General features: G+C 42.2%; 11 protein-coding genes. 1 reads left to right on the forward strand and 10 read right to left on the reverse strand.

Annotation, left to right across the window (positions count from 1 at the left end; all coding sequences use genetic code 11):
• Positions 1 to 5: 5 nt before the first annotated feature.
• From deoC to WBM49_RS14605, 10 genes are all read right to left on the reverse strand, one after another.
• Positions 6 to 647 carry a deoxyribose-phosphate aldolase gene (gene deoC, locus WBM49_RS14560; protein ID WP_424372773.1) on the reverse strand — a complete coding sequence of 214 codons (642 nt, stop codon included), beginning with the start codon at positions 645 to 647 and terminating at the stop codon, positions 6 to 8.
• Between the two features lie 12 nt (positions 648 to 659).
• Positions 660 to 1,931 carry an acetyl-CoA hydrolase/transferase family protein gene (locus WBM49_RS14565; protein ID WP_424372774.1) on the reverse strand — a complete coding sequence of 424 codons (1,272 nt, stop codon included), beginning with the start codon at positions 1,929 to 1,931 and terminating at the stop codon, positions 660 to 662.
• 42 nt (positions 1,932 to 1,973) lie between these two features.
• Positions 1,974 to 2,681: a sulfite exporter TauE/SafE family protein gene (locus WBM49_RS14570; protein ID WP_424372775.1), complete on the reverse strand. Its 708-nt coding sequence runs from the start codon at positions 2,679 to 2,681 to the stop codon at positions 1,974 to 1,976.
• Between the two features lie 8 nt (positions 2,682 to 2,689).
• The gene (locus WBM49_RS14575) at positions 2,690 to 3,136 is read right to left on the reverse strand and encodes a FixH family protein (RefSeq protein WP_424372776.1); all 447 of its coding nucleotides are present in this window, start codon (positions 3,134 to 3,136) and stop codon (positions 2,690 to 2,692) included.
• A 31-nt stretch (positions 3,137 to 3,167) separates the two neighbouring features.
• Entirely contained in the window at positions 3,168 to 4,583 is a 1,416-nt protein-coding gene (gene ccoG, locus WBM49_RS14580; RefSeq protein ID WP_424372777.1) for a cytochrome c oxidase accessory protein CcoG, read from the reverse strand.
• Positions 4,584 to 4,603: 20 nt separating this feature from the next.
• Positions 4,604 to 5,530, reverse strand: a complete 927-nt coding sequence (locus tag WBM49_RS14585) for a cbb3-type cytochrome c oxidase N-terminal domain-containing protein (protein ID WP_424372778.1) — start codon at positions 5,528 to 5,530, stop codon at positions 4,604 to 4,606.
• Between the two features lie 15 nt (positions 5,531 to 5,545).
• Positions 5,546 to 5,716, reverse strand: a complete 171-nt coding sequence (locus WBM49_RS14590) for a CcoQ/FixQ family Cbb3-type cytochrome c oxidase assembly chaperone (RefSeq protein WP_424372779.1) — start codon at positions 5,714 to 5,716, stop codon at positions 5,546 to 5,548.
• A 3-nt stretch (positions 5,717 to 5,719) separates the two neighbouring features.
• On the reverse strand, positions 5,720 to 7,921 hold the full coding sequence (ccoN, locus tag WBM49_RS14595) for a cytochrome-c oxidase, cbb3-type subunit I (protein WP_424372780.1): 2,202 nt from the start codon (positions 7,919 to 7,921) through the stop codon (positions 5,720 to 5,722).
• Positions 7,922 to 7,923: 2 nt separating this feature from the next.
• A complete protein-coding gene (gene ccoS, locus WBM49_RS14600) occupies positions 7,924 to 8,139 on the reverse strand; it encodes a cbb3-type cytochrome oxidase assembly protein CcoS (protein ID WP_424372781.1) in 216 nt (71 codons plus the stop codon).
• Positions 8,140 to 8,208: 69 nt separating this feature from the next.
• The gene (locus WBM49_RS14605; protein WP_424372782.1) at positions 8,209 to 10,584 is read right to left on the reverse strand and encodes a heavy metal translocating P-type ATPase; all 2,376 of its coding nucleotides are present in this window, start codon (positions 10,582 to 10,584) and stop codon (positions 8,209 to 8,211) included.
• A 183-nt stretch (positions 10,585 to 10,767) separates the two neighbouring features.
• On the opposite strand from WBM49_RS14605, the gene WBM49_RS14610 reads away from it, so the two are divergent.
• Entirely contained in the window at positions 10,768 to 11,457 is a 690-nt protein-coding gene (locus tag WBM49_RS14610) for a Crp/Fnr family transcriptional regulator (protein ID WP_424372783.1), read from the forward strand.
• Positions 11,458 to 11,499: the final 42 nt, after the last annotated feature.

Below are 11,499 nucleotides of genomic sequence, written 5' to 3' on the forward strand. Positions count from 1 at the left end.
TGTTCTTATGGCGCCATCATCTGCACCCCTGAGGAGGTACCAATACGCGAAGCGCCTGCTTTAATATACGCCAAAGCTGTGGCTTTGTCTCTAATACCTCCGGAAGCTTTGATCTTTGCCTTATTTCCTACGCTGTCTTTCATGCGCTTTACAGCACTCAGGGTGGCTCCTTCAGGACCAAAACCCGTGGAGGTTTTTACATAGTCGGCCCCCGCATTCAGACAAAGATTACAAGCTTTTCCTATCTCTTCTTCTGATAAATAGCAGGTCTCAAGGATCACTTTTAGAGTGGCTTTCCCCATCATACTTTTGATGTTCTTTATTTCATCCTGGACTTTGGAATATAAACCCGATTTAAACCACCCGAGGTTTATGACCATGTCTATCTCATCAGCCCCCTGTTCTAAACAGTATGCAGTTTCCGCTATTTTTATTTCAGTAGCCATGGCCCCTAAAGGAAACCCTATGACCGCAGCCACTTTTACAGATGTGTTTTGTAACTCAGAGACAGCCAATGCCACAAAACTGCTATTAACACAAACCGCATAGAAATTGTATTGTATGGCTTCTTTACAAAGCAGCTTAATGTCTTTCTCCGTAGCCGTGGGTTTTAAGAGGGTATGATCTATATACTGATTTAGTTGCATACATTTTATGTATTATTCGCGTTCAAAGCGCTCATAGGCAGCTTTGGAAAGTGTTTCCCGGTGATCAGGGTGAGCGATCCCAATAAGTGCCTTGGCCCTTTGATGTAAATTCATTCCAAACAGGTTTACCACCCCATATTCTGTGGCTACATAATGAACATGGGCCCGGGTTGTGGTAACCCCCGCCCCATTCTTTAACAGGGGCGTAATCTTGGAGATCCCTTTTTTGGTTTGAGATGTAAATGCGAATATAGGTTTACCACCCCAAGATAGTGAAGCCGCCCGTATAAAATCCATTTGTCCTCCCACTCCCGAAAACTGTTTTGTACCCACACTATCAGCACAGATCTGACCGGTAAGATCTATCTCTATGGCACTGTTAATGGCCGTAACTTTTGGATTTTGAAGAATCACATTTGTATCATTGGTATAGGCCGCCTCTTTAAAATTAACTATGGGATTGTCATCAACAAAGTCATATAATTGCTGTGTGCCAGATGCAAAACAAGTTACAATTCTTCCTGATTTTAATGTCTTTTCTTCGCCAGTAATTATACCTTTTTCTACCAAAGGAAGCAGTCCGTCCGAAAACATCTCGGTATGTATTCCCAGTCTTTTATGGCCATATAAATTGGTTAAAACGGCATTAGGGATGTTGCCAATTCCCAGTTGTAAGGTGGCACCATCTTCTATAAGTTCAGCCACATTTTTTCCAATTTGATGTTCTATCTCAGATATTGGTGCCATTTCATGAGTATGCAGTGATTCATTAAGCTCAAAGGCAGCATTGATCTCAGAAATGTGGATGATCCCATCTCCATGGGTTCTGGGAACTCGAGTATTTACCTGGGCGATGACCAATTTGGCAGTTTTTATGGCGGGTAATGTTACATCTACCGAAACCCCAAGGGAGCAATACCCATGCTTGTCCGGAGGTGATACCTGAATTAGTGCCACATCCAGGGGTAGGATATTCCTCCTGAACAACAGATGGATCTCACTTAGGAATATTGGAATATAGTCGCCCTTATTCGTGTTTACGGCATTTCGGACATTCCCTCCTACAAAACAGCTGTTGATGGTAAAAGCACTATTGTAAGGCGAACGCGCATAATTTACCTCGCCTTCCGTATGGATCGAAATAATTTCTACATTCTTTAATTCCTTATATCGATCTGCAATGGCATTGATTAATGTATTTGGGGTCATCGCGGCCCCTTGTAAAAAGACACGATCACCAGATTTAACAAGGGCGGCCGCTTCGGTCTTTGAGACAATCTTCATGATATTATATTTAAGTATGTTGTTTAAAAGTGGCCTCAGCCATTATGGTTGGTGACATTCTATTTGAGTGCTGACTACATTTGTCATCGGTTTTGGAGATACATATGGTATGCCCAATCCCAAGCCTCTGAGAATAAATAGAATTCCAACAAGCACTACAAAGATGGGTATAAGTTGCCGGATTCTTTTGCGTGCCGGAGTTTTTAAAAGTTTCCCCAAAAAAGCTGCACTGGTCATTAAGGGAACCGTCCCTATGCCAAATAAGACCATATAAAGGGATCCTTCTAGGGGAGAAGCCATTGCGATTGATGCGAAAAGAGCCATATAGACCAGGCCACATGGTAAAAAGCCATTTAGGAATCCGATAGTTACAAAGGTATCTGCGGTGCGCTTTTTGAGTAAGGTACCCAGCCGAGATTTAAGACCGGAAATTAGACGGTAGACAGGTTTTGAGATCCGGAAAGTGTTCAACTTTTTCTGAGGGATCACCATAGCCAATATCATCAGAATCCCCATTCCGATAGACAGATATTGCTGGGCACCAAAGAGGTATAGTCCCTTGCCAAAAAAACCGAAGGCCAAACCAAGAAGGGCATAAGCACCCATTCTGCCCAGGTGATATACTAAAACTTGCATGGACATTTTGAATTTATCTTCCCTGTCCAGGGGAAGCATAAAGGCAATAGGGCCGCACATGCCAACGCAGTGTAAACTTCCCATTAGGCCCAGTAAAAAAGCTGTGTATACCATAGACTAGCTTAATAGGTCATGCTTTTTTTGACAAGGTAATTCTTGCCATCATAGGTCCAGCGTATTGTAATGTCCCAGCGACCATCCAACAAACGTTTGTCAGGTATGAGCAAATGTGCATTGGATAAACTTATAGGTAAGTCAAAATCCAAGTGTTTATTGGATGGTCTGTAAAGGGACACTATACCATCTATTTTAGTTGCATCCATTTCTTTAGGAAATCGGATCTGCAGTCCTTCTTCAATTCTTTTGAGCTGTAATTGGGTTGGAAGTGCATTCGCTTCTTTTTCCGCGTCTATTTCCTTTTGAAATGACAGCTCTTTCTTGTAATAATCTTCGGTTACGAGGTCATGGTTCGCCCTGTTATCTGTGTTCATCCGAACCACAAAAAACATGATAAAGCTAATAAACCCTATAAATGATAAAACAATTCCTGTTCCCCAATTTATTTTCATACTGTTATTCTATTTTTCCCTTTTAAGTACTTTAATTATATCTCCTTGGTGCTAGAAAACGAGTGGTAGCTGTTTCTATTAGCTTGTCACCGCTGTAAACCCCGATTTTGAGTTTGTCTTTTTCTCCATTGAGGGCCGCTGCATTGATGTCTATAAACAATGTGCCTTCTGCAAGTTCTTCGGCTTCCACACTAAAATTTTTGTGGGTTACCACGTTAATTTCACCTTTATGTGAGAGCAATTTAAAGCTTACATCGGATACCTCTTTAGTAGTCTTGTTAATGAGTTTAAATGTATAGACATTGCTGATGATATTCCCTTCCTTACGTTCGTATAATTGTCCAGGAAGCCTAAGAATATTGGCTTCCAGGTCATTTCTTAAAAACAACATGCCTACGAGTACCCCAATCAAAATGAACAGTACTGCCGAATATCCTTTTAGTCTGGCGTTAAATTTAAAGGGTGCCTTTTTTTCAATATTATCTTCACTGGCATATCTGATAAGTCCTTTTGGCTTGTCTATCTTTTCCATGATAGTGTCGCATTCATCAATACAGGCAGTGCAGTTCACACATTCTAGCTGGGTACCATTCCGGATATCTATCCCGGTAGGGCACACGTGTACACATTGAAAACAGTCTATACAATCCCCGTGGCCCAGGGCATCCCTATCTTCTCCTTTTCTAAATTTCTTTCTGCCATTTTCGGCCTCACCTCTTTTGTGGTCATAAGCCACTACAATAGATTTGTTATCAAGTAATACACCCTGTAATCTTCCATAGGGGCAGGCTATGATACATACCTGTTCCCGAAACCAGGCAAAAACAAAATAAAAAACAGAAGTGAATATTAGTAAAGATACAAGGGTGCTCTGGTGTTGAAAGGGCCCATCCGTTACATATCGGACCAGGGTATCACTTCCAATTAGATAGGCTAGGAAAACATTGGCGATCAGAAATGAGATTATAAAAAAGACCAACCATTTTAGGACCCTTTTTCTGATCTTCTCCGCATTCCAGGCTTGCCGGTTTAACCGCATTTGTGCACCGCGATCCCCATCTATCCAGAATTCGATTCGTCGGAATACCATTTCCAGAAAAATGGTTTGTGGACACATCCATCCGCAAAATATCCGCCCAAAGGCAACTGTAAAAAGGGCTACAAAAATGACCCCGATTATCATGGAGATCACAAAGAGGTGGAAATCTTGCGGCCAAAATGGAAATCCAAAAATATTAAAGCGCCGTTCAAGCACATTGAACATCAGGAACTGGTTCCCGTTTACTTTTACAAACGGCGAGGCAATAAGAAACAAGAGCAACCCATAACTCACCCATTTGCGGTATTCATAGAAGCGGCCGCTGGGCTTTTTTGGGAATACCCAGGCGCGTTTTCCTTCTTCAGTTATCGTGCCAATAGAATCCCTGAACCGCTCGTCATTTGCCATTTGTATTTTAGTCTACTTCGTTATTCATTCAGTGCTACGGTGGTAGAATCAGATACCGTCTCGGAGGGAGCATTTTCATCTATGTATAGGTCCCCTTCAGCAGCTTTTGGGTTGGCCGGTGTTGTTCCTTGAAAAGTTAGTAGGTAGCTGGCAACCTGTGCCATTTCAGCCGGCTTGAGGGTTTGTTTCCATGAAATCATTCCTTTTCCGTCTCGCCCACCTTCAGAAATGGTTCTGAAAACATTCTTGATGCCACCTCCAAGGATCCAATACTGGTCCGTAAGATTAGGACCAATGCCTCCACCGCCATCTGCCATATGACAAACCACACAATTGGCCTCAAAAATGGCTTTTCCCGCACTCAGGTCAGATGCATCGGTAAGTAAGGTTACCGTATTCACATCCACCAGGTCTTTAGCCGTTTTGCGGTAGGCTTCTATGGCTGCCTGAGCTTCGGCTATCTCCATCTCGTATTCCAGTTTCTGATCGTAATCATTAAAAACATGGAAGCGGGCCAGATACACCACGCCAAACAAGATGGTGGCGTAAAAGAGATAGACCCACCAGGGCGGAAGTTTATTATCTAGTTCCCTGATACCGTCATAATTGTGATCCAGAATAATTTCACCTTCCTCCTGAATTGACTTAGAACCGAGTAGTTTGGTATACATCCTTTTCCCCCATGTCCATTCCCAGGATTTTGTTTGGGCATTGAGATAGCGTTCTTTAGCTTCTTCAGAGAGTGTTTGGAAAAGTACGTTTTCTACTGATTTAACGATAAGTTCAATGGCGATCAGAATAAGCAATACCATCAGCAGGAAGAACTGCGCAATTGGATATTCTATGAAGGCCGGCTTAGCTCCCGAATCTATAAAATACTCCATCAATCCAAAGATCAGGAAGAAAAAGAATGGGATTCTGATCCACCAGGGTGTCATATTTTTCATAGTTTATTATTTTGGTTAATTATCATCTAAGGGTAACTCACTGACTTCCTTTATGTGTTCCTTGGAGGCGGTAAATACCCACCAGAACAGCAAGGAAAAAAAGACAAAAAAGATCAAAAGGGAGATCATAGGATAGGTGGCCACCCCTTCAATACTTTCCATATAGTTTTTGACGAATTTTAGCATGATCTAGTTGTTTTCTGAGATGAGTTGATCTGTTTCTTTTACTTTAATATCGGTTCCAAGGCGTTGTAAATAGGCAATTAAGGCAACAATCTCGCGATCCTTCATTTCTATAAACTCCTGGCCGTTACTGGCGGCATACGCCTTGTCTTCCTCATATCCTCTCGCAAAATCAGGATCGGAATAGAGGTTCTTCTCTATAGAAAGGGCTTGTTCATTCATAGAGGTCACTGCATTTGTTATCTCCTCTTCTGAATAGGGGACCCCTAAGGTTACCATGGCCCGCATCTTAGCTTGAATGGCGCTGCGATCGTGCTTGTTTTGTACCAACCACTGATAGGCTGGCATTATGGAGCCCGAAGACATACTTTGCGGATCGTACATATGATTTAAATGCCAGTTATCTGAATATTTGCCTCCCACTCTCAAGAGATCGGGTCCTGTTCGTTTACTACCCCATAAAAATGGGTGGTCATAGACAAACTCCCCTGCTTTGGCATATTCTCCATAGCGTTCCACTTCGCTCCTGAAAGGGCGCACCATCTGAGAATGACAACCTACACAACCTTCCCTGATATAGAGGTCTCTACCTTCTAATTCTAAAGGTGTATAGGGTTTTACACTGGTGATGGTAGGAATATTCGATTTAACTAAAATGGTAGGAACAATCTGTATGATCCCTCCAATAAGGATGGCAACAGTAGCCAGGATTGTTAATTGTATTGGCTTTCTTTCCAACCAGGTATGGAAGGTTTCTCCCATGGTACGTCTATTGGAGACCCTTGTCAACGCAGGGGCCTCTGCAAGTTCGTCTTTAACGGCACTACCGGAGCGAATGGTAACCACGATATTGTATAACATTACGATAAAGCCTACAATATAGAGGGAGCCACCTATGGCACGCATCCAGTACATAGGCATAATTTCGTTTACGGTTTCCAGGAAGTTACCATAAACCAGGCTTCCGTCCGGGTTAAAGTCTTTCCACATTAGGGCTTGGGTAAAGCCTGCAACGTACATGGGCAGGGCATATAAGATGATTCCCAGCGTGCCTATCCAGAAATGGAAATTGGCCATAGGAGTGGAATGGAGTCTGGTTTTGAACATTTTTGGCACTAAATAATAGATCATACCAAAGGTTAGGAAACCATTCCAGGCCAGGGCACCTACATGTACGTGGGCTATGATCCAGTCACTAAAGTGGGCGATGGCATTTACGTTCTTTAGGGATAACATGGGCCCTTCAAAAGTGGCCATACCGTAACCGGTAATGGCTACCACCATAAATTTAAGGGTAGGATCTGTCCGTACTTTATCCCAGGCACCTCTCAGCGTTAATAATCCGTTGATCATCCCTCCCCAGGAAGGTGCAATAAGCATTACGGAAAAGGCCACGCCTAAATTTTGTGCCCAGTCAGGAAGAGAGGAATACAATAAGTGGTGAGGTCCTGCCCAAATATAAATGAAGATTAGGGACCAAAAATGAACTATAGATAGTTTGTAAGAGTAGACAGGCCTGTTAGCTGCTTTAGGTACAAAATAGTACATCAGACCCAGAAAAGGGGTTGTCAGGAAGAATGCTACCGCATTATGACCGTACCACCATTGAACCAGTGCATCCTGAACACCCGCATACACGGAGTAACTCTTTAATGCACTTACAGGTAGTTCCAGGCTATTAAAAATGTGGAGGACGGCAACCGTCACAAAGGTGGCCAGATAAAACCAGATAGCAACATACAAATGGCGTTGTCTTCTCTTTATCATCGTTCCGATAAGGTTCCATCCAAAGGCAACCCATATCACTGCAATGGCCAGGTCTATTGGCCATTCTAATTCTGCATATTCTTTGGAAGTGGTATATCCTAAGGGCAAGGTAATGGCGGCAGAAACAATGATGGCCTGCCATCCCCAGAAATTAAGATTACTGAGAAAATCACTGAACATCCTGGCTTTTAAGAGTCGCTGGGTAGAATAATAGACCCCAGCGAAGATAGCGTTCCCCACAAATGCAAAAATAACGGCATTGGTGTGGAGCGGTCGTAGCCGGCCAAAGCTCAGCCATGATATTCCATCGGTTACGTTCGGAAATAAGAACATAAAAGCCAGTAGTAAGCCTACGAGCATGCCTATAATCCCCCAAAATAGGGTAGCATAAATAAATTTCTTTACGATCTGGTTATCGTAACTAAACTGCTGTACTTCCATAATTATAGTTGTTTTCTTTTTGAGATTGGTAATTCATTCTTTTCGTCGGGAATTGTTTTGTGGCCCTTTTCCGTCACCAGTTCATCTTCGAACAAGATCCGTACTGAAGGTGTATAGGAATCATCGTACTGCCCGCTCTTCACGGAAAAGATAAAGGCTGCAAAAAAGACAACGGCTACCACAATGCTGATAGACAGTAACACATAAATAACACTCATACCTACCTGAATTCTGGTGTAAAAGTAAAAGTGCTTGGATCGCTAAAAAATGACATAAATCAGGTTTTACTATTTTATTTTCCTCCCAAGCAGATTAGTTGCCAGAGTTGTGAATGCTACAATACTAATGGAACTAAGTGGCATAAGAATGGCCGCAACCACCGGTTCTAACTGGCCTGTTACCGCAAAATACAAGCCAACAAGATTATAAAGAAGGGATAAAACAAAACTCATTTTTATGATCTTCATAGCTTGTTTGGAGGCTTCTATATAGGCAGAGAGGTATTTAAATTTGCTCGCATCCAGGATCCCGTCACAAGCTGGAGAGAACACGTTGATATCTTCTGAAATAGCAATTCCCACATTACTTTGTGCGAGGGCACCGGCATCATTGAGGCCGTCTCCTACCATCATTACCTTTTTTCCCTGGTCCTGAAGTTCCTTTACAAAGAATAGTTTGTCATGGGGTTTTTGATTAAAGTACATGGGGGTTAAACTTGGAAGTAAGGCTTCCAATCGATGTTTTTCCCCTTCATGATCCCCGGAAAGCAAGGCAATTTCCATGGTCTTTTTTAGTCGTTCAAAAAGCGCTGAAATACCTGCCCGGTACTCGCTTTGAAAGATAAAATGACCTCTGTATGTTGAATTTGTACTGAGATGAACAACCGTCTGTGCTGTGGTTTCAATCCCACAATTATCTACAAATGACGCTGATCCTAATTTCAGTTTTTGTTCTCCCTTACTACTGTAGAGACCCTGCCCCACATATTCCCTGTAGTCGTCCAGAGTTAAGATTTCCTGTCCTTTTAATAGCTGATAGAGCGACCTGCTCAAGGGGTGGTTAGAGGCTCGCAGGGTGCTTTTTATCCAGGATTTTTCATCCTTGCTTAATTCGGAACCCTCATATACGATCGAATCGTGTGACCGGGTAGTGAGCGTCCCTGTTTTGTCGAAAATAGCTGTATTGATAGCCGCCAGCTGTTCAATGACCGTTACATCTTTTAGATAGAATTTCTTTCTGCCAAAGATCCTCAACATATTGCCAAGGGTAAAAGGAGCTGCGAGAGCTATCGCACAGGGACAGGCAATTATAAGTACAGCTGTAAAGACATTCCACACCCTGGAAGGATCTGTAAAGGCCCAGAAAAGAGAAGCTCCAAAAGCTATCAGCAAAACCGCCAGTGTAAACCGTCTGCCAATACTGTCCGTAAGTGACTGAAAAGCAGTTGTTTTATTTTTCTTGAAGACATTCTGGCTCCACAATTGGGTTAAATAACTTTGAGATACATTCTTTAGGGCCGTCATTTCCATGGCACCCAACAATTGTTTGCCGCCTGCAAATACTTTTTCGCCTGCTTCTTTTTTAACCGGTATAGCTTCCCCTGTAACAAAACTGTAATCTATTTCCACCAAACCTTTCTGAAGCAGTCCGTCTACCGGGATAATCTCTCCATGGCGTATAAGTATCCTGTCTCCCTTTCTTATTTTGTAGACTTGTATTGTCTCTTCAATGTTGTGGTCCAGCAAGCGGGTTACGGCAATCGGGAAATACGATTTATAATCCCTTTCGAAGGAAAGGAAGGCATAGGTTTTTTGTTGAAAATATCTTCCGATCAGCAGGAAGAAGATCAACCCACTAAGACTGTCAAAAAATCCGCTGCCCCAATCAAACCAGATCTCCAGGGTACTGCGTATAAACAGTACCAGAATACCCAGTGCAATGGGTACATCAATATTCAAATGACGACTGCGAAGGCCTTTGTAAGCCGAAATAAGGTAGTCTCGTCCCGCGTAAAATACCACAGGGAGGGAAAAAGCGAACATCAACCACCTGAAAAACGGTTTGTATTGATCTAACCAAAACTCATTCACCTCAAAATATTCTGGAAATGACAGGAACATGATATTTCCAAATGCAAAGCCGGCAATTCCTAGCTGGTAGAGTAAGATTTTGTCTTGAGTTTTCTCTATTCGGTCATAGGAGTCGAGCGATATACTTGGTTCATATCCAATTCGCGCAAGCAGTAACACAACCTCTTTCAAAGAGACCTTGGTAGATTCAAAATTCACCCTAACCGTCTTTTTTGGAAAATCGACTTGCGATTGTATGATGCCGGGGGCTATTTTATGCAGATTCTCCAGTATCCAAATACAGGAGCTACAATGGATAGAAGGGATATAAAGATTGATGATCTGATGCTTGCCATCATTGAACTCCAATAACTTGTCTGTGATGGATGGTGTGTCCAGGTATTCGTATTTGCCGTTTGTATCTATAGGACTACTGCCGGCGGCTGCCTGAATTTCATAGTAATAACTCAGATCATTAGAATCAAAGATGTCAAAAACGGTTTTACAGCCGTGACAGCAAAATGATTTCTCCTTATACGTAATGATTTGATCATCACAGGGATCACCACAGTGAAAGCAGTTAGTGTTATCCATTCATTTGCATTATACCTGGGTGCAAAGATGCCAAGCGTGGTTTTTAAAAAACATGATATTCATCAGTTTTCACGACTTCTTTAACTATTTCCAAAATTGAAATATTAAATCATTGTAAAATTGGGGAAATAGTATGGGCAGGTCTTTAAATTGTAGTAATTTAGAAGGTGTAAATAGATGTTGATGAAATCTAGATGTGAAAATTGTATAGTGAGACAATTCAATTCCTTACGTGCCATGAGCAAGGAGGAATTGAAACGTGTATCGGACACGAAGGTCTCTAAAACAATTAAGAAAGGACAATCGATCTTTGAAGAAGGCGAAAAGCTCAACGGAGTATTTTGCGTACGCGATGGCGTTTCCAAACTTTCTAAATTAAGCGCCAACGGAAAGGACCAAATTGTAAAATTAGCCAGTAAGGGTGAGGTTATGGGGCAGCGTTCTGTTATCGCAGAAGAATCCTCTAATCTCAGTGCTGTGGCGGTAAGTGATATGGAGGTTTGTTTTATTCCAAAGGAAGGAATCGTAGACGCACTGCATAAAAACCCAAACTTTACAGTGGAAGTGTTACGCCACATGGCGCATGATCTTCGGCAAGCAGATGATGTGATCGTAAACATGTCTCAAAAATCTGTAAAACAGCGTGTTGCAGAAGCTTTTTTATATCTCAGGGATAATTTTGGGGAGGATTCTAACGGTTACCTAACTGTAACACTCTCCAGGGAAGACATTGCCAATGTTGTGGGTACCGCAACCGAGTCGTGTATCAGGATCATATCAGAATTTAAAAAGAAAGGATTTATCAAAACTTCCGGAAAGAAAATTGGCGTTGCCAATGATAAAAAGCTTCGCGACCTCGTGGAAGGATTCTAGCTATTCCTTATTGCTATTCTACTTGTTACATCTAAAAATTTC

This window comes from Muriicola sp. (assembly GCF_049669965.1).
GTDB lineage: Bacteria > Bacteroidota > Bacteroidia > Flavobacteriales > Flavobacteriaceae > Muriicola.

Excerpts from the sequence above, each read along its gene's own strand:
- WBM49_RS14610 (WP_424372783.1), top strand. The coding sequence starts at position 10,768 with ATGAAATCTAGATGTGAAAATTGTATAGTGAGACAATTCAATTCCTTA.
- ccoS (WP_424372781.1), bottom strand. The coding sequence starts at position 8,139 with ATGAGTGTTATTTATGTGTTACTGTCTATCAGCATTGTGGTAGCCGTT.
- deoC (WP_424372773.1), bottom strand. The coding sequence starts at position 647 with ATGCAACTAAATCAGTATATAGATCATACCCTCTTAAAACCCACGGCT.
- WBM49_RS14590 (WP_424372779.1), bottom strand. The coding sequence starts at position 5,716 with ATGCTAAAATTCGTCAAAAACTATATGGAAAGTATTGAAGGGGTGGCC.
- WBM49_RS14575 (WP_424372776.1), bottom strand. The coding sequence starts at position 3,136 with ATGAAAATAAATTGGGGAACAGGAATTGTTTTATCATTTATAGGGTTT.
- WBM49_RS14565 (WP_424372774.1), bottom strand. The coding sequence starts at position 1,931 with ATGAAGATTGTCTCAAAGACCGAAGCGGCCGCCCTTGTTAAATCTGGT.
- WBM49_RS14605 (WP_424372782.1), bottom strand. The coding sequence starts at position 10,584 with ATGGATAACACTAACTGCTTTCACTGTGGTGATCCCTGTGATGATCAA.
- WBM49_RS14570 (WP_424372775.1), bottom strand. The coding sequence starts at position 2,681 with ATGGTATACACAGCTTTTTTACTGGGCCTAATGGGAAGTTTACACTGC.
- ccoN (WP_424372780.1), bottom strand. The coding sequence starts at position 7,921 with ATGGAAGTACAGCAGTTTAGTTACGATAACCAGATCGTAAAGAAATTT.
- ccoG (WP_424372777.1), bottom strand. The coding sequence starts at position 4,583 with ATGGCAAATGACGAGCGGTTCAGGGATTCTATTGGCACGATAACTGAA.
- WBM49_RS14585 (WP_424372778.1), bottom strand. The coding sequence starts at position 5,530 with ATGAAAAATATGACACCCTGGTGGATCAGAATCCCATTCTTTTTCTTC.